At 53.4% G+C, this 17,799-nt stretch carries 20 protein-coding genes; 17 read left to right on the top strand and 3 right to left on the bottom strand.

The window, feature by feature from the left end; genetic code table 11:
* Positions 1-14: 14 nt before the first annotated feature.
* Positions 15-941 (top strand): class II fructose-1,6-bisphosphate aldolase, encoded by a 927-nt coding sequence (gene fba / locus PHO67_02815; protein MDD5546082.1) that lies wholly within the window; start codon positions 15-17, stop codon positions 939-941.
* Here fba and PHO67_02810 read toward each other — a convergent pair.
* From PHO67_02810 to PHO67_02800, 3 genes are read right to left on the bottom strand one after another with little or no spacing between them, the layout of a single operon-like run.
* On the bottom strand, positions 938-2,029 hold the full coding sequence (locus tag PHO67_02810) for an LptF/LptG family permease (GenBank protein MDD5546081.1): 1,092 nt from the start codon (positions 2,027-2,029) through the stop codon (positions 938-940). The genes fba and PHO67_02810 overlap by 4 nt on opposite strands.
* A complete protein-coding gene (lptF, locus tag PHO67_02805) occupies positions 2,026-3,117 on the bottom strand; it encodes an LPS export ABC transporter permease LptF (protein ID MDD5546080.1) in 1,092 nt (363 codons plus the stop codon). The genes PHO67_02810 and lptF overlap by 4 nt, the downstream gene beginning before the upstream one ends.
* Positions 3,118-3,774: a ComF family protein gene (locus PHO67_02800; protein MDD5546079.1), complete on the bottom strand. Its 657-nt coding sequence runs from the start codon at positions 3,772-3,774 to the stop codon at positions 3,118-3,120.
* Positions 3,775-3,891: 117 nt separating this feature from the next.
* Here PHO67_02800 and PHO67_02795 point away from each other — a divergent pair, with 117 nt between their 5' ends.
* The 16 genes from PHO67_02795 (at position 3,892) to PHO67_02720 (ending at position 17,779) form a co-directional block, all read left to right on the top strand.
* Positions 3,892-5,187: a glucoamylase family protein gene (locus PHO67_02795; protein MDD5546078.1), complete on the top strand. Its 1,296-nt coding sequence runs from the start codon at positions 3,892-3,894 to the stop codon at positions 5,185-5,187.
* 27 nt (positions 5,188-5,214) lie between these two features.
* The gene (locus PHO67_02790) at positions 5,215-5,496 is read left to right on the top strand and encodes a ferredoxin family protein (GenBank protein ID MDD5546077.1); all 282 of its coding nucleotides are present in this window, start codon (positions 5,215-5,217) and stop codon (positions 5,494-5,496) included.
* A 52-nt stretch (positions 5,497-5,548) separates the two neighbouring features.
* A complete protein-coding gene (locus tag PHO67_02785; protein ID MDD5546076.1) occupies positions 5,549-6,076 on the top strand; it encodes a ferritin family protein in 528 nt (175 codons plus the stop codon).
* 1 nt (position 6,077) lies between these two features.
* Positions 6,078-7,274 carry a flavodoxin domain-containing protein gene (locus PHO67_02780; protein ID MDD5546075.1) on the top strand — a complete coding sequence of 399 codons (1,197 nt, stop codon included), beginning with the start codon at positions 6,078-6,080 and terminating at the stop codon, positions 7,272-7,274.
* A gap of 3 nt (positions 7,275-7,277) precedes the next feature.
* Positions 7,278-7,436, top strand: coding sequence for a rubredoxin (locus PHO67_02775; GenBank protein ID MDD5546074.1), 159 nt, complete (start codon positions 7,278-7,280; stop codon positions 7,434-7,436).
* Positions 7,437-7,448: 12 nt separating this feature from the next.
* Complete coding sequence (locus PHO67_02770) at positions 7,449-8,669, top strand: FAD-dependent oxidoreductase (GenBank protein MDD5546073.1); 1,221 nt, start codon at positions 7,449-7,451, stop codon at positions 8,667-8,669.
* A 20-nt stretch (positions 8,670-8,689) separates the two neighbouring features.
* Entirely contained in the window at positions 8,690-9,016 is a 327-nt protein-coding gene (locus PHO67_02765; protein MDD5546072.1) for a DUF4870 domain-containing protein, read from the top strand.
* A gap of 18 nt (positions 9,017-9,034) precedes the next feature.
* Positions 9,035-9,799 (top strand): undecaprenyl-diphosphate phosphatase, encoded by a 765-nt coding sequence (locus PHO67_02760; GenBank protein ID MDD5546071.1) that lies wholly within the window; start codon positions 9,035-9,037, stop codon positions 9,797-9,799.
* 13 nt (positions 9,800-9,812) lie between these two features.
* A complete protein-coding gene (locus PHO67_02755; GenBank protein MDD5546070.1) occupies positions 9,813-11,327 on the top strand; it encodes a DUF1846 domain-containing protein in 1,515 nt (504 codons plus the stop codon).
* Between the two features lie 75 nt (positions 11,328-11,402).
* Positions 11,403-12,851 (top strand): amidophosphoribosyltransferase, encoded by a 1,449-nt coding sequence (locus PHO67_02750; protein ID MDD5546069.1) that lies wholly within the window; start codon positions 11,403-11,405, stop codon positions 12,849-12,851.
* The gene (locus tag PHO67_02745) at positions 12,848-13,498 is read left to right on the top strand and encodes a hypothetical protein (GenBank protein ID MDD5546068.1); all 651 of its coding nucleotides are present in this window, start codon (positions 12,848-12,850) and stop codon (positions 13,496-13,498) included. Before PHO67_02750 ends, PHO67_02745 begins: the two co-directional genes overlap by 4 nt.
* Positions 13,495-14,253, top strand: coding sequence for a hypothetical protein (locus PHO67_02740; protein MDD5546067.1), 759 nt, complete (start codon positions 13,495-13,497; stop codon positions 14,251-14,253). The genes PHO67_02745 and PHO67_02740 overlap by 4 nt, the downstream gene beginning before the upstream one ends.
* A 4-nt stretch (positions 14,254-14,257) precedes the next feature.
* Entirely contained in the window at positions 14,258-15,610 is a 1,353-nt protein-coding gene (locus PHO67_02735) for a PP2C family protein-serine/threonine phosphatase (GenBank protein ID MDD5546066.1), read from the top strand.
* 9 nt (positions 15,611-15,619) lie between these two features.
* Positions 15,620-16,105 (top strand): phage holin family protein, encoded by a 486-nt coding sequence (locus PHO67_02730; protein ID MDD5546065.1) that lies wholly within the window; start codon positions 15,620-15,622, stop codon positions 16,103-16,105.
* Positions 16,092-16,841: a 23S rRNA (guanosine(2251)-2'-O)-methyltransferase RlmB gene (gene rlmB / locus PHO67_02725; protein MDD5546064.1), complete on the top strand. Its 750-nt coding sequence runs from the start codon at positions 16,092-16,094 to the stop codon at positions 16,839-16,841. The genes PHO67_02730 and rlmB overlap by 14 nt, the downstream gene beginning before the upstream one ends.
* On the top strand, positions 16,838-17,779 hold the full coding sequence (locus PHO67_02720; GenBank protein MDD5546063.1) for an RsmB/NOP family class I SAM-dependent RNA methyltransferase: 942 nt from the start codon (positions 16,838-16,840) through the stop codon (positions 17,777-17,779). The genes rlmB and PHO67_02720 overlap by 4 nt, the downstream gene beginning before the upstream one ends.
* The last annotated feature ends 20 nt before the right edge of the window (positions 17,780-17,799 follow it).

Raw genomic sequence — 17,799 nt, 5'->3', positions numbered from 1 at the left:
GAGAGGAGCTCAAGATGGCATTCGTATCGACAAAAGAGATGTTCGCGAAGGCTTATAAAGAAGGCTACGCGGTAGGGGCTTTCAATGTCAATAATATGGAGATCATACAGGGCATCACCGAGGCGATAGCCGAGGAGAAAGCCCCTGTTATCCTGCAGGTCTCGGCCGGCGCGCGCAAATACGCGCGTCACCAGTACCTCATCCATCTTGTCCAGGCGGCGATGGAGTGCACCGGCATCGACTGCGTCCTGCACCTGGACCACGGCGAGGATTTCGAGATGTGCAAGTCGTGCGTAGACGGCGGGTTTACTTCGGTCATGATCGACGGGTCGAAATTTCCCTTTGAGGAGAATATCAGGCTGACGAAACAAGTCGTCGATTACGCGCACGCGAAGGGCGTGCCAGTCGAGGCAGAACTCGGAAAATTAGCCGGCGTGGAAGATAATGTCTCGGTCGCCGCGAAAGACGCGATATACACCGACCCTGACCAGGCGGTCGAGTTCGTAAAACGCACCGGATGCGATTCACTCGCGGTAGCTATCGGGACCAGTCATGGCGCGTATAAGTTCAAGAGCGAGCCGAAACTCGATTTCGACAGGCTCGAGAAGATAGGCAAATTGCTGCCCAACTATCCTCTTGTCCTCCACGGCGCATCATCAGCGCCCGCCGACCTCGTAAAGATATGCAACGATTACGGCGGCCAGATACCGGGCGCGAGGGGCGTTCCTGAGGAGATGATAACAAGGGCGGCGAAGATGAGCGTCTGCAAGATAAATATAGATACCGACCTGCGCCTGGCTATGACAGGGGCGATAAGGAAGGTCTTTGCCGAAACTCCGGCCGAGTTCGACCCGAGGAAATACCTGGGCCCGGCCCGCGACGCAATTAAATCGGTAGTAAAGAGGAAGGTAGGACTCCTGGGCTGCGCAGGGAAGGCCTAGGTCCGTAATTTCCCGATAAGATATATGCCGAAAGCCGCGAATCCGACGTTCGCGGCGAAGGCGGCTACCACGGGTGGAATAAGCCCGCCCTTACCGAGCGCGAGGAACATCGCGTTCACCACGTAGTAAATGATCGATATCGCCAACGCTATCCCCGCGCTTCCTATCGTTTTTGCCCTCGTCCTCTTCAGCACGAAAGGTATGCCTATGAGCATGATGACAAGGCCGGTGAAAGGCACTGAAAGCTTATAGTACATATCCACGAGCAGTTTCCTCGCCGTTGACTTGCTCTCCAGGTCCAGGATGCGCACATATTCCTTCAGTTGGCCGTAATTCATGAATTCGGGCTGGGTCTGTTCTTTTAAAAGGTCGTCGGGTTTCTGGCCGAATTGTATTATCTTCGGCGTCCTGAAGATGGCGGGTTTCCCGAGGCTTTTGCCTTCCTTGTCGAACCTGAAGATATTGCAGCCGATGAACCTCCATTTGTCCCCGGTCCATTCCATTCGCTGCGCCGAGATCTTGCGTTTCAGCACCTGGTTCTTGTCGTGCTCAAGGAGGACGATGTCATGCAGGACTTTGTTCTTGATATCGTATGTCCTCGCGTAAAAAAGCCTGCCGTCCTTCCCGAATATCGTGACGTTCTCTATCTGCTGGTTCCTCTCCCACTTGTATTTCCTGAAGTAGAGGTCATCGGTCATCTTCATGGTGACGGACGCCTGCGGGACGAACCTGTCGTTGATGAGGAATACTCCCAGGCTTATGGCCAGCCCTATAATCAGTAGGGGCGAAATTATGCGCAGGGTGTCTACGCCGCTTGCCCGTAACGCGATTATCTCGTTATGCCGGTTAAGGTTGCTTAAAAGGAAGACTGTCGCGAGCAGCATCGCGAACGGCGCCGTCTGGACTAATACCAGAGGGAACGAGGAGAAATAATAGTTTTTTATCACTTCAAAGGGTATATCCTGTTTTACCAGGGTATCGATGCGGCTAAGGACGTCCGAGACCATATAGAGGAAGACGAAAGCGATAAGGCAGTATAAAAAAGGCCAGATAAATCCCGAGGTTATGTACTTGTCTATTATTTTCATTGCTCGGCCATCCAGAAGATGAGCGCCGGGCCGATAGCCCCGAATATGATATTCGGCAGCCAAATGCCCAGGCCGGGGGGTACCGCGCCCTTTTTAGCCAGGACCTCCCCGAAGATGAGCAGGGTATAGTAGACCAGGATGACCCCGAGGCTCAAGGCGAAACCTATCAGTTTCTCGCCGCGCCGGGCCATAAGCCCGAGAGGCACGCCTATCAGGATAAAGATAAGCGACGCGAAGGAGTAGCATATTTTTTTTTGGATCTCGATGCGCAGGGGCGTGGTATCCACGGAATCGGCGCCGAGTTTTTTTATCTCCTGGTTCAGCTCGTCTATCGACATATCGACCTTTTTCTTCGCCACGTTCAGGTTCCGGGCCCGGTTGAGGTCGAGGGTCATATAATATGTCTTAAAATTGAGCTTATAAAAGTTGTTCGGGTCCTGGGGGTTCGGCTCGTCGACCGTCCCGTTTATCAGTTTCAGCCGGATAGCATCCTTCGATTCTATATAGTCTATCTCGCCTTTCTGGGCGATTATAGTCCTCGTCGGTTTGCCTTCCTGCGGCTGGTATATCCTGATATTGCTGAGCTTATTCTTGTCGATCCCGTAAATGAAGACGATATAGCCCTTAAAGTCCTTGATAAAAGTGCCGGCGTCCAGGTAAGCGGCCGGGTTCTTTGTGCCTATCTGGGCTGTCAGCTTCCTCATCTTGTAACGCAGGGACGGGATGACCCAATCGTTGAATTCGTAAGAAATGAGGCTTATCACCAGGCCGAGTATCACAAGGGGGAGTACCAGGCGGTAGAGGCTTATGCCGCTAGCCCGCATCGCGGTTATCTCGTTATCGGCCGAGAGCCTTCCGAAGGCGAGGAGGGTAGCCACCAGGATCGAGATAGGCGTAGTCCAGGTGGAGACCGACGGCAGCATATAGAGCAAAAGCTGCATGACCGAAAAAATGTTTACGCCCTTGTTTATGATCATGTCGGCCAATTTTATTATGTTGAAGACCACGAAGAAGAAGCTTAATACTATGAAAGCCGCCAGGAAAGGGCCGATGATCTCTTTTAGTATGTATCTTCTTATTATCTTCATTTAGTTCCCGCACGCCAGGGTATAGGCAAGCACCTTTTTGGCGCCGGCGGATTTTATGGTCTTGGCGCATTCATGGAGGGTGGCCCCGGTCGTCATGACGTCATCGACGAGGAGGATGGATTTGCCGGCGAAGCCCGCGTCCCTTTTTACGAGGAAGGCGCCCTTGATGTTCCTGAGGCGCTGTTCCCTGGAAAGGCCGGCCTGAGGGGCGGTATACCTGATCCTCTTCAACCAGTCCTTCTCGATCTTCTTGTTGAATTTTTTCGCGAGGTGCTCGGCTATCAGCTCTGACTGGTTGAACTGCCTCTCGCGTAATTTGACGGGATGGAGAGGCACAGGCACTATCATATCTACGGAGCCGAAATTCAGGTTCCTGGCGGCGTATTCGACCATGACCGAGCCGAGGACTTTCGAAAGGCGGGTCTTGCCTTCGTATTTGAAGAGGCAGATGCATCTCTTGACGATATCCTCGTAAGAGGCGACGTGGTAGGCCGCGTCAAAAGCCAACTCCCTTTCGGCCGTAGCCCAGTGGGGCGACCCGACGTAGGCCATTATCCTGTCGCTGCACGGCTCACAGAGCGGAGTGGGTTTTAACTCGCGCGCCCTGCCGCTGCAGACGAGGCAGTCCTGCGGGTAAAGCAGGTTCAAGAATATCAAACAGAAATCACCTGTCGATGACAAAATCGTCTTTAACATTGGCTATAAAATAGCACAATACCGGCGGGGTGTCAACTGCGGCTGTTAATTTCCGGCCGATATGATATAATTGGAGCAATGGATAAGATCGTTTCCGCGGTACTTGCGTGCGCTGTTTTTGCATCAACGGCATTTATACCCGCCTCTTGGGCAACCGGGGAGGCTCGGCCTGCGCTCTCGAAAGCCGACGAGGAATTCCTGGATAAGGTGGAACATGACACGTTCCTCTATTTCTGGGAGAAGGCCGATCCCGAGACCGGGCTCATCGCCGATAACTCCCAACCCGGCGCCCCGTCAAGCATAGCCGCTACGGGATTCGGGCTTGCCGCTATCTGCATCGGGCAGAGCAGGGGATGGATAACATACGACGAGGCCTACAAGCGCGCTTTCAGGACGCTCAGGACTTTCAAGAATACGCTGAAAAGCGAGCGCGGCTTCTATTACCATTTCGTCGACATGAAGACCGGCCGGCGGGTGTGGAATTCCGAGGTTTCGTCAATAGATACGGCGCTCTTCCTCGCCGGGGCCTTGCTCGCCGCGCAGTATTTCAAGGGGACGGAATTGGAACGGCTCGCGACTTACCTGTATTACCGCACCGACTGGCAGTGGATGATGAACCAGAAGCAGCTGATGTCTATGGGATGGGACCCGAAGAAAGGCTTCCTGAGCGCGTACTGGGACTGGTATAACGAGGGCCTTATCGCTTATATACTCGCCATAGGTTCGCCCACGTATCCTATCCCGCCTGAGACGTGGAAGAAATGGAGGCGCCCGAGGGGCGAATACGGAGGGCACAGGATCATCTATTCATATTTCGGGAGCCTTTTTACCTATCAGTTCGCGCAGGCATGGGTAGATTTCCGTAATATCAACGAGGAGGGGTTCAGTTATTGGCAGAACTCGATAGACGCGGCGCTGGCGAACAGGAAATTCTGCATAGATAATTCCAAGAAATATAAAGGATACGGGGAGAACGGCTGGGGTCTTACCGCCGGCGACGGCCCGGGAGGATATAAGGGATACGGCGCCCTGCCTGCCGATAATATCACCCACGACGGCACGATAAACCCGTACGGCATGGTCGCTTCCATACCGTTGATACCGGATACGGCGATCAAATCGGTTAGGGCATTGTATAATAAATACGGCGACAAAGTCTACGGCAGGTATGGGTTCAAGGCAGGCTTTAATCTCGACAAGAACTGGTGGAGCGGGAACTATATAGGCATAGACCAGGGCGTCTCGGTGCTTATGATCGAGGACTACAGGACAGGCCTGGTCTGGGATTATTTCATGCGCAACGGCTGCATCAAGTCCTGGATGGAACTTTGCAAACTCGGCAACAAAAACCTTGAAGCCTTACCCCGATTGTGAGATAATATTTTCCAAAGGACGAATAAAATGACCCGCATTGAAGATAAACTGTTCGTGAACAGGTTTAAGCTCGGGCCGGAACCTCATATAAAGGTGAAGGACAAGGAGCTCTGTCTTAAATGCGCCAGGAAGCAGTGCTCGATAGGATGCCCTTCGGACTGCTGGAAGATTAACGACAAGGGCATAGCCGAAGTCAATGTCGACGGCTGCCTCGAATGCGGCACCTGCCGCGTCATCTGCGATGAGTTCATGAACGTCGATTGGAACTATCCGCAGGGCGGTTTCGGCATCCTTTACAGGCTCGGTTAATCCCAGACTGTTTTATCAATAAAGTATTAAAACCCCGCAAAAGGAGACTACCATGCCGAAGAAAGACCTGAAGATACTGCAGGCCGCGATAAAGATGGAAGAGGACGGCCGCAAATTTTACCTTAAGTCGAGCAAAACCGCGAAAAACCCCGTAGCGAAAAAACTTCTCGTCTCGCTCGCCGACCAGGAACTCGTCCATATCGAACGCATCAAGGTGATAGAGCAGGGCCTGAAAGGGGAGAAGGACTGGGGCGATTTCGAGAAGACGATATCCCGTGACGCGAAGAAAAAATTAGTTCTTGTCTTCAGGCCGCTTTCCGCGTCGGAAAAAAAGAAGTTAAAAGCGGATCCTTCGAACCTCGAGGCGATAACGATATCTATGGAGAAAGAGACGAAGAGCTATGATTATTATGACAAACAATCCAAGGAGACAAATATACGCATAGCAAAGCTTTTTTTTGACAGATTGAAAAAGGAAGAGGAGCACCACTATGAGCTGCTCGAAGAGGCGTACTCGCTTCTTTCGGATTCGGCAAGCTGGTTCGTGAAACAGGAAGGAAGGGTGATGGAGGCCGGTTGAAATGAGACCCGTCGAGATAAAAAAAGGCGTATACTGGGTAGGCGTAGTCGATTGGAACATAAGGACCTTCCACGGGAATACTTATTCGACAAAAAGGGGCACGACCTACAATTCATATCTTATTATCGATGAGAAGGTGACGCTTATCGACGGCGTTCCCGGTTCTTTTGCCGGCGAGCAGATCGGGCGGATACGCGAGATCGTGCCGGTCGAAAAGATAGACTATATCGTGGTCAACCATATCGAGCCGGACCATTCCGGCGGGCTGCCGGAACTGATGAAACTTTGCCCCAAGGCCAAACTGTTCGGCACGGCGAAAAGCAAGGAAGGCCTCGCGAGGATGTATTACACGGATTGGGGCCTCCAGGCCGTCAAGACAGGGGATAAGTTAAATATCGGCAAGAGGAACCTCACTTTCATAGAGGCGCCGATGATCCACTGGCCGGACAGCATGTTCACCTACTGCGCCGAGGAGGAGCTGCTCCTGCCGAACGACGCCTTCGGCCAGCATTACGCGACCTCGGAGAGGTTTGACGACGAGACGGACCAGTGCGCGCTGATGGACGAGGCCGCGAAGTATTACGCGAATATCCTCTGGCCGCTCGGCGGCATGATCGCCAGGAAGATAGACGAGATCCTCAAGATGGGCATATCCATAAAGATGATAGCGCCGAGCCACGGGATCATATGGCGGCGTGACCCGATGAAGATAATCAATTCCTATGTTTCATGGACGAAGAACGAGACGAAACCGAAAGCGGTCGTCATCTTCGAGACGATGTGGGGCTCGACCGATATGATGGCCAGGAAGATAACCGAGGGCCTAACCGACGGCGGCATCGAGGTGAAACTCTTCGATATCACGCGCTCCGACAGGAGCGAGGTGAATAACCAGATGCTCGACGCCAAATGCTTCGTGTTCGGTTCATCCACGCACGACAACGGGATGCTCTCCACCATGGCCGGGTTCCTCGAATTCCTGAACGGCCTGAAGCCGAAGGGCAGGATAGGGGCTGCGTTCGGTTCCTACGGTTGGGCCGGAGGCGCAGTACCTTCGCTGGAGCAGGCACTTAAAGAGACGGGGATAGAGCAGGCCCTGCCGTCGATCGCGGTCAAATACGTCCCGGACGAAAATGAACTGAAGAGATGTTATGAAATGGGCGTTGAATTGGCGAAGAAGATAACCGGAAAGGCATAAACAATGGACAAATATCGTTGTACGGTATGCGGGTACATATACGATCCGGCTATAGGCGATCCTACCGCAAGTATCTCCGCAGGGACGCCTTTTGATAAACTTCCCGATAATTGGGTTTGCCCCGAGTGCGGCGCACCGAAGGATATGTTCGAAAAGGTATAACCGTCCCAAACTATGAAGATAGCCATCGTAGGAAACGGGGTATGCGGCATCACCGCCGCTAGATCCATCTCCGAAAATTCCCCCGGCGCAAAGATAATTATTTTCACCGACGAAGAATACAATTATTATCCCCGCCCTCTTTTGGACAGGCTCCTCGCGGAGACGACGGACCTGAACCGGCTCTTCCCGTATAACGACGAATGGTACAAGAAGCGCGGCATAGAAGTCTCCCTAAAAAATAAAGTCCTCGATATAGGGCTCCCCTCTAAGAAATTAAAGACCGAAAAGGACGGGTGGAACGATTACGACAAGGTTCTCCTTACGACCGGCGCATCGCCTTTTGTCCCTCCGATAGAAGGGATCAAGTCACGGAATGTTTTCACTTACAGGAATATCGCCGATGTCCTCAGGATACGCTCATTCGCCCGCGGGAAGAAAAGGGCAGCGGTCATTGGCGGAGGCCTGCTCGGCCTCGAGACGGCTAAGGCCCTGACCGACCGGGGGCTCAAGGTAACGGTCGTCGAACATAATTCAAGGCTCCTCCCTCGCCAGCTGGACGATGAGGGCGGCGGGATACTGAAATCCAGGATCGAAAAATCCAGCATCGAGGTCATATTGCAGGTCACGTGCGACCGCATCGTGACCGAAGGCGCGAAGACCTGCCTCCTCTCCAAGGAGATAGGAAAGCTCGAGGCGGACCTCTTCATCGTCTCGGCCGGCGTCCGCTCGAATACCGAATTGGCGAAGAACTGCGGCATCAGCATCGAAAAAGGGATACTGGTAGATAAGTTCATGAGGACAAGCTGCGATAACATATATGCGGCCGGCGACTGCGCCGAATTCAACGGGATAGTCTACGGCATAATCCCGGCGGCGATAGACCAGGGGCTCGCGGTGGCCTCGAACATCATAGACAAGCCGTTCGAATACAAGGGAACGACTTTCCAGGCGACGCTTAAGGTGATGGGCATCGACCTTACCTCGATAGGGACCGTCAACCCCGAAGGAGAGGGATATGAGACGGTCTTCAGGAAAGACGCCGGCAAAGGCATCTACAGGAAATGCGTCATCAAGGACGGGAGGCTCGTCGGCGCGATAGTATTGGGCGAGAAAGACGGCGTCGCCGGGCTCACGCGGATAATAAAGGACGGGATAGCGGTTTCGGGCAATAAGGACGCTTTATTGGGCGGAGAGGCGGCGTTAACGGAGGCGTTCCAAAAAAGGCCCGCCTAAAACGGGCAAGGAGGGGTAAAATGGCAGATGTCGGCAAAAGTTCCCTGGGGATAGACGCGAACCTCGCGGCGGCACTGGCGTATGTATTTGGCTGGATATCCGGGCTGATAATCTTCGCTGTCGAGAAGGATAACAAGTTCGTGAAGTTCCATGCCATGCAGTCGCTGATCTTTTTCGGCGGTTTGACGATCATATCGATATTGCTGGTTATCACCGTCATAGGCCCGTTGTTCCTGGGAATATTAGGCTTGGCGGTCTGGATCATCTGCATCATCAAGGCCTACTCGGGCGAGATGTTCAAGCTGCCAGGGATCGGCAATATGGCGGAAAATATAATCAACAAGTGATATGGTAATACTAAAAATATGGGCATAGTCCAATCTATCGTACTTGGTATCGTCCAGGGTGTGGGAGAATTTTTGCCGGTCAGCAGTTCCGCGCACCTGATCGTCGTCCCGTGGCTGTTCGGGTGGCAGGAGCACAGCCTCGCCTTTGACGTCGCGCTGCATGCGGGAACGCTCGTTGCGGTGTTGGCGTATTTCTGGAGGGACTGGTTCGGCATAATCAGGGGACGGTTCCTCTGGTATATCGCCGTCGCCAGCGTCCCGGGAGCGGTGATAGGCAAGCTGCTCGAGGAAAAAGCCGAGACGGTCTTCAGGTCGCCTGCGCTGATAGCGTGCGCCATGGGAATCTTCGCGGTAATATTTTACTTTATCGACAGGTACAGCCGGAAGACGAGGACGCTGAAGTCGCTGAACTTTCTTGATTCGCTCTTGATCGGCATCTCGCAGGCGCTTGCCATAGTCCCCGGCGTATCGCGGTCAGGCGTGACCATGGCCACGGGCATAGGGTTAAAGTTCGACAGGGAGGCGGCGGCCAGGTTCTCATTTTTGCTTTCGGCGCCCATCATCCTCGGCGCGACCGTGTTAAAACTGAAGGATATCGGCGCCCTCGCCTCAGGCGAGAACGGCTTGTCGCTTTTCGCCGGTTTTATAGTGTCGGCGGCAACGGGATTCCTGTCGATCCGTTTTCTTTTAAATTACCTGAAGAGGCATTCTTTTACGGCATTCGTCATATACAGGTTGGTGTTCAGCCTTGTGATATTCTTGTTCATCTTTGCCAGGAGATAGGGGGTCTCCTTAAATGAAAAAGCCGGCCTTTGACAACGAGAAGTATCTTCGTGAACAGACAGCCGCGATCCTTGAAAGGGTCGCGAAGTTCAACAACAAGCTTTATTTGGAATTCGGCGGCAAACTCCTTTTCGATTATCATGCGTCGAGGGTCCTGCCGGGATTCGACCCGAACGTAAAGATGCGCCTCTTCCAAAAACTTAAGGACAGGGCCGACATACTGCTCTGCATCTACGCGGGCGATATCGAAAGGAAGAAGGTCAGGGCCGACTTCGGCATCACCTACGATGTCGACGCGATGAAACTGATAGACGACTTCAGGGACTGGGGCATCGAGGTCAACGCGGTCGTGATAACCCGTTTCGATAACCAGCCCGCGGCGACGATATTCAAGAACAAGCTCGAACGGCGCGGCATAAAAGTATATACGCACCGCTTCACGAAGGGATATCCGACCGACGTCGACCTCATCGTCAGCGACGAAGGTTACGGCGCGAATGAATTCATAAAGACGAAGAACCCGCTCGTGATAATCACGGGCCCGGGCCCGGGCAGCGGAAAGCTCGCGACCTGCCTCTCGCAGCTCTACCACGAGCACAAGCACGGGGTCAATGCCGGCTACGCGAAATTCGAAACGTTCCCGATATGGAGTATACCTCTCAAGCATCCCGTTAATGTAGCGTATGAGGCGGCGACCGCCGACCTGAAGGATTTTAACATGATAGACCCTTTCCACCTCGAGGCCCACGGCGAGACGTCGATCAATTATAACCGCGACGTCGAGGTCTTCCCGGTGATAAAGAGGATATTGCAGAAGATAATGGGAGAGGGCGAGGCCTACAAGTCGCCGACAGACATGGGAGTCAACCGCGCCGGATTCGGCATCGTGGATGATGAAGCCGTTAAAGAGGCCGCGAAGCAGGAGATCATACGCAGGTATTTCAGGTATTCGTGCGAATACGCGATGGGATTTGTCGACAAAGATACGGTCCAGCGCGCCGAGCTGCTTATGGGCGAGGTCGGGGTGAAGATAGAGGACAGGAAAGTCGTTGAACCCGCCCGCCGGGCCGCAGAAGAAGGCCAGAAGAAGAACAAGGGCAACGACGGGATATTCTGCGGCGCAGCCCTTGAATTGGACGACGGGACGGTGATCACGGGAAAGAACTCGCAGCTGATGCACGCGACATCGAGCCTCGTCCTCAACGCCATCAAGAGGCTCGCGGACATTCCTGATAAGATACACCTGCTCTCGCCGAGCATAATCGATTCGATAAAGAACCTGAAGAAGGAGATACTCTCCTCAAAAACGGTAAGTCTCGATGTCGAGGAGGCGCTTATAGCGCTCAGCATAAGCGCGACCACCAACCCGGCCGCGCAGGAAGCGATGGAGAAACTGAAAGAGCTGAAGGGCTGCGAGGTCCATCTCACGCACATGCCGACATCCGGCGATGAGGCGGGGCTCCGCAAGCTGGGAGTGAACCTGACAAGCGAACCGAATTTCGCGACAAAGAGCCTGTTTGAGTCTTAAGAGATGTAACCTCAAGGATGATGATATAATAAAAGCTGTTAAAAAAGCCGTTTTGAGAAAAAATGGGGGTGGGTGATGAGCGGATTGTTCGGCGTAGTGTCAAAGGGGGACTGCGCGGAGATACTTTTTTACGGGACCGACTACCATACGCATATGGGCACCGAATACGGAGGGATGGCGGTCCTCGGGGAGAATTTCACGCGGCAGATACACAGCGTAAGCCAGAGCCAGTTCAAGTCGAAATTCTTCGACGACTGCAAGAGGATGAAGGGCAACAAGGGGATAGGCGTCATAAGCTCGTTCGATGAGCAGCCGGTCTACCTTAACTCGAAGTTCGGCCCGCTCTGCATAGTGACGTGCGGCCTTATAGAAAATACCGAGGAGCTCATGAACGGCCTCCTCGATAAGGGGATATCTTTCAGCGAGTTCACGAAAGGCTCGGTCAATACCACCGAACTGATCGCGAAACTCATCGTGCAGGGCGAGAGCATCATCGGCGGCATAGAGAAGATGTCTGAGATGATAGAAGGCTCGTGTTCTCTGCTGATATTGAACAAGGACGGAATATACGCGGCGAGGGACAGGTCCGGATATACGCCGCTTGCGGTAGGAAAACGGATGGACGCGTGGGCGGTGGCCTCGGAGACGACCGCTTTCCCCAACCTTGAATTCCAGACGGTAAAATTCCTCGAGCCCGGCGAGATCGTCCTGCTGAACGACGAGGGGATGGTCCAAAGTAAGCCCGGAGGGAAGGCGAACCAGATCTGTTCGTTCCTGTGGATATACTCGGGTTTTCCCGCGTCGGATTATGAAGGCATAAATACCGAGATAGTAAGGGAAAAGTGCGGCAGGCACCTGGCCAAACGCGACATAGACATAGAGGTGGATGTAGTCGCGGGAGTGCCGGATTCCGGCTCTGCCCACGCCCTCGGATACGCTATGGAATCTAAGAAGCCATACAGGCGCCCGCTTGTGAAATATTCGCCCGGATACGGCAGAAGTTATACGCCGCCGTCACAGAGGACGCGCGACCTCATAGCGAGGATGAAACTCATCCCGATAAAAGAGATCATAACCGGAAACAGGATAGTCCTGTGCGAGGATTCGATAGTCAGGGGGACACAGCTCAAGAATTTCACGGTCAACAAGCTTTGGGATAACGGCGCGAAGGAAGTGCACGTCAGGCCCGCGTGCCCGCCGCTCATGTTCCCGTGCAAGTTCTGCCTCTCGACGCGCAGCATACAGGAACTCGCCGCGCGCAAGGCGATAAAGGCGCTGGAAGGCCATGACGCCGAAAATGTATCTGAATACGTCGACCATGGTTCCGAAAAATACAGGAACATGGTCGAATGGATAAGGAAGGACCTCGGCGTGACGACGCTGCGCTACCAGCTACTCGCGGATATGGTAAAGGCGATCGGCCTGCCGAAGGAGAGGCTTTGCGTTTATTGCTGGACCGGCGAGTGCCCCGGACAAAAAACCGTAAAAAAGGAACGGAAAGAGGACGCGGTAGCCGTCAAGTGAAGACAAAAGCGATAGAGAATATAGAGCGGAAGATGGAGGGGCTGGATGAGGGCTCGATCCGCTACACGGTCCTGCGGAATGTCATTAATTTTAAGACATCCTGGATAGAGCTGGGCCAGTCGCTCTATTCCGTCTGGAAAGACAAACTTTACCGGGACTGGGGATACCTGACGTTTGAGGCGTATGCCTCGAGGGAGATCGGGGTGAGGAAAGAGACCGCGATGAAACTTTTGAGGTCATATTATTTCCTCGAAAAAGAAGAGCCGCAATACCTGCAGAAGAAAGAGTCGGCAGGCCCGTCCGAGGCCGCGAGCCTTCCCGGTTATGAGGCGGTAAACCTCCTGCGCCTCGCCAAGAACAAGAAGGAGATCGACGAGGACGGGTACGAAGCGCTGAAAAAGAACGTCTTCGAGAAAGGCAAGGACGTCCGCGACGTAAGGAAGGACCTCACCGCGCTCATCAGGCAGAGGGAAGAGCTTGACCCTCAGGAGGCGAGGCAGAGGCGCAAGGCCGCCGCCGTGAGACGGGTAGTCGCCACGCTGAAGGGCCTGAAGAATGACATCGAGATAGCGAAACTACTTCCGGCCGGTACGGTCAAAGAGATAAAAGACCTTATTACAAAACTTGAGGCGGAGATAACCGAATGAAAAAAATTTTAGCGGTCATATTTATGCTGGCGGTCGCCTCGGCGCTGTACGCCGAAGGAAGGAAAGCGGAAACCTTCCGTTATAAGTGCGTGGATGTGAAGGGTGAAAAACTCTGGGAGTCCAACATAACGGTGACGCCGGTGAAGGGAGAGAAGGATAATTATCTTATGACGGAAGAGATAAAAGGCCGGTATCACGGCTCTGACGGCATAACATCCCGCACGCGCGAGATGCGTTATATAAAGAACAAAGAACGCCTTACCCCGCTCAGCATGGACGAAAAGGTCTTCTCCGAGTCAGGTAAACCGATCCGCGAATCGGCGCATAGGTTTTACCCTGACAAAAAAGCGGTCGAATGCGAGGTAAAGGACCTGCTTACCGGCAAAGTAAAGAAAAAGACGCTCAAATACGACGGCGATATAATAAACGGCATGGTAATGGATGATTATATAAAGATGTTCCTGGAGGCGGGGCAAAAGAAGAAGACCTCCTATCTCCTCGGCGACGATACCGAACTTTACCGCGTAACACTCAGGGTGGTAGCCAGGGAGGAAGTGACCGTTAACGGCAAGACGCGCGAAGCGTATAAGATAACCGTCGACCCCGAGATAGGCCTCTTTAATCCCGTGAAGATGTTCATAACCAGGAATTACGAATGGTATTCATGCGAACCGCCTTACGAATGGCTGAAATTCCAGGGGCTTGAAAGCTCGCTGGATTCTCCGATAGTAGAAATGACCCCTATTGGTGACTGAATAGATGGCCGGCGCGATCATACCCGATAGGCTCAGGGAAGAATACAGGGGCGAACTTAAGAATATCTTCGCCCAACGCGTGAACCTCTTTTGCTATATAGCGCTGAGCGCATTCACGATAGAGGTTGTCGTCGCGTGGTTCTTATTCAGGAGGCTCCTCAGCACCAGGGACATGCCCGGGATCCTGGGCGGCGCGTTCTTTTCCCTCGTCCTGCTCACGACCGGGAAGTTCGCGAAAAGACTCACGGCGCAAAAAATCAGGGGTTTCTTTTTCAGCATAATAATAATCTCCATCTCCATCCTGGCCGCCGCGGCGCACCCCGACGTCATCACGAACCTCGGGATAACCCTCGTCCTGATAGCGTTCTTCGTAAGCGCGCTGCTTTTGCCGTGGAACATGATCGAGACGGGCATGCTCGGCGCCTATACGCTGATAATTTTTATGGGCGTATACAGCATGAGCAATATACGCATTAATTACGTCGATTACGTGCATACGGACATCTTCGGCATAAACGTGACATTGCTTATCGTGGCGTCCTTTGTATGCATGGTCGTCAAAAGGAACGAGGGCATAATGAGGCAGAAGGATTTCGTCCTCAAGAAAGAGATCGAGGAGAAGAGCAGGATAATGGTCGAGGAACTCGAACTCGCCAACAGGATACACAGCGGCCTCATGCCCAAATCGATAAAGACCAGCCTCGTTGACGTCGCGGTGGACTACAGGCCGATGCTTTACATGGGAGGCGATTACGCCAAGTTCCATTTCCTGGACAAGAACCGCCTCCTTTTCATGATAGCGGATATGACCGGCCACGGCGTCTCGGCCGCCCTGCTCGTGAACAGGATACATACCGAGATCGAGGGGCTCGTCCGCGATAACCTGCTGCCCGGCGAGATACTGAAGAAGCTCGACAATTTCATAAAATCCGACTTCGGGAAGATAGGGATATTCCTCAGCGCGTTCTGCGGGGTGATAGATTTTTCGGACAAGAAACTGGTATATTCGAATTACGGCCATCCGCCGCAGATATTATTCCAGAAGGCCGACAAGAAGATCGTCCTCATGGAATCGCAGACGTTCCTGATGGGGATAGGAATGGAGACTAGCGACGTATACCAGGTAAAGATAAATTTTGAGAGAGGCGACAGGATATTCCTTTTCACGGACGGGTTGATCGAGGCGAAGAATAAGGCCGGCGAAGAGTTCGGCTATGCGCGCTTCGAGCAATTTGTCAGGGGTAAAGGCGCGCTCGATGTTGCCGCCTTTAACGAGGACCTGCTTGCCGAAGTCGGGAGATACCAGGAAGGGGCGCAGGCAGACGACATCTTCCTGCTCTCCATACAGATAAAATAGGAGGCATCGGTGAAGGGTTTTCTTTTGAGATGGCTTATAAATATAGCGGCGATGATACTGGTCATAAGTATCGTGCCCGGGATACACTCAGAGGGCAGTTTGGCCACGGTGATGGCCGCGCTCGTCCTCGGCCTCATAAACGCCACGCTGAGGCCGATAGTCTTCGCTCTCACACTGCCTTTGACCATCCTCTCGCTCGGGATATTCACGCTTTTCCTGAACGGTTTTTTCTTCTATCTCGTCTCGAAGATAGTCGAGGGTTTCGTCATCGTTGATTTCTGGGCCGCTTTCTGGGGAGCGCTGTGTTTCAGCGCGATAAGTTTTTTCCTTAGCCTCTTCGTAAGCCCGCAGGGGAGATTCAAAGTCTATCGTTACCGTGATGGTAGCGGAGACCCGCCACCATCACATCGTCAAAACCATAATGACAGCGATGTGATTGACGTCGAGGCGAAGGTCGAGGATAAAGACGAGGAGGAAGAAGATGGGAAGAAATAACCCGGTACTGCTTTACGGGAGGAACTCCATCCTCGAACGCATGAGGGCGAACCCGAAGAGCCTGAGGATGGTGATGATATCCGAAAATTTCGACGACGCGGAGATATTCGAGGCGGCGAAGCTCCACCGCACCCCGATAAAGCGGGTAGCCGAGAAGGAATTATTCAAGATGAAGCACAGCGAGCGCCTCCAGGGGATAATTGCCGAGGCTGATCCTTTCGAATATTCGTCCTTTGAAGGGCTCCTGAAGAGGGAAGACGGCATCAAGCCGACTTTCATCATGCTCGACGGGATCACTGACCCGCAGAACCTCGGCGCCATCATAAGGACCTCCGCGTGTTTCGGGAGTTTCGCGATAGTCATCCCGGAGCGGGACTCGTGCGACGTGAACGAGACGGTCCTGAACGTCGCTTCGGGCGGGGAGAATTATGTCCGGGTCTGCAGGATAAACAACCTCTCGAACGCCCTTATACACGCCAAGGAGGCGGGATATTGGGCGGCCGGCGCGGTGGTCGGGGGCGGCGAGGACCTCAATAAGGCCTCTTTCCCGTTCCCGCTTTGCCTCGTCCTCGGTTCCGAAGGCAAGGGCATACACCACGGCGTCTCGAAACATATCGAACTCAAGGTGACCCTGCCGATGCCCGGCGCGGCGCTCTCTTTTAATGTCGCGATCTCGGCGGCAATATTTTGTTACGAGATAGCCAGGCAGAGAGAGGCGGGGAAGAAACAGAAGTGAAAGCCGTGTTCTACGAGCTGCCGGCGGAGTTCATAGAGAAGCTCAAAAAAATATACCCCGGGACCTTCCCTAAAGTATTCGAATCGTTCCTCCACAAAAAAGAACAGACCTTCAGGGTAAATTACCTTAAAACAGGACTGGCGGAACTTAAAGAGGACATGGACAGGGAAGGCATAAGGTACCGGGAACTCCATTGGCCGAAAGGGAGTTTCATCCTGCGGTCGGAGCCGAAAGCCCTCCATAGGAGCTCTCTGTACACCGAAGGCAGGGTATATATGCAGAATGTGTCGAGCATGATACCGCCGCTGCTCCTCGACCCGCGCAGGGGCGAAAAGATACTCGACCTGTGCGCCGCGCCCGGAGCGAAGACGACCCAGATAGCCTCGCTTAGCGGCGGGGAAGCGGAACTCGTCGCCGTCGAGAAATTGGAGATAAGGTACCAGAAGCTCTTGGCCACGCTGAAGATCCAAGGCGCCGATAACGCCAGGGCCCTTCTTGCGGACGGGATGGGGATAGGCAAGGAATATCCAGGATATTTCGACAAGGTCCTGGTCGACGCCCCGTGCTCCGGGGAGGCGCTCTTCTATTTGCGCGACCCGAAGACATTCAAGCCGTGGAACCGGAAGAGGGTGGCCGACCTCGAGCATACTCAGAAAGTCCTGATATATTCCGGGATCTCCGCGTTAAAGCCGGGCGGGGAATTGGTTTATTCGACCTGCACGTTCTCTCCGGAGGAGAACGAAGAGGTGGTAGACTGGGTCTTGAATAAATTTGAGCGCCTGCATGCCGTGCCTGTGGACATACCGCTGCCGAACAAGGTCCGCGGCCTTACGTCGTGGGAAGGAAAGAGGTTTTTAAGGGACCTTGGCCTGGCCCTTAGGATACTCCCGAACGAGTATATGGAGGGTTTTTTTCTGGTAAAATTAAGGAAAAAATAGTAAAATAGTCCAAATATAGA

Source organism: Candidatus Omnitrophota bacterium (assembly GCA_028716565.1).
GTDB lineage: Bacteria > Omnitrophota > Gorgyraeia > Pluralincolimonadales > Pluralincolimonadaceae > Pluralincolimonas.
The sequence above is the reverse complement of the archived record's forward strand: the minus strand, read 5'-3'. Positions and strand labels throughout refer to the sequence as shown.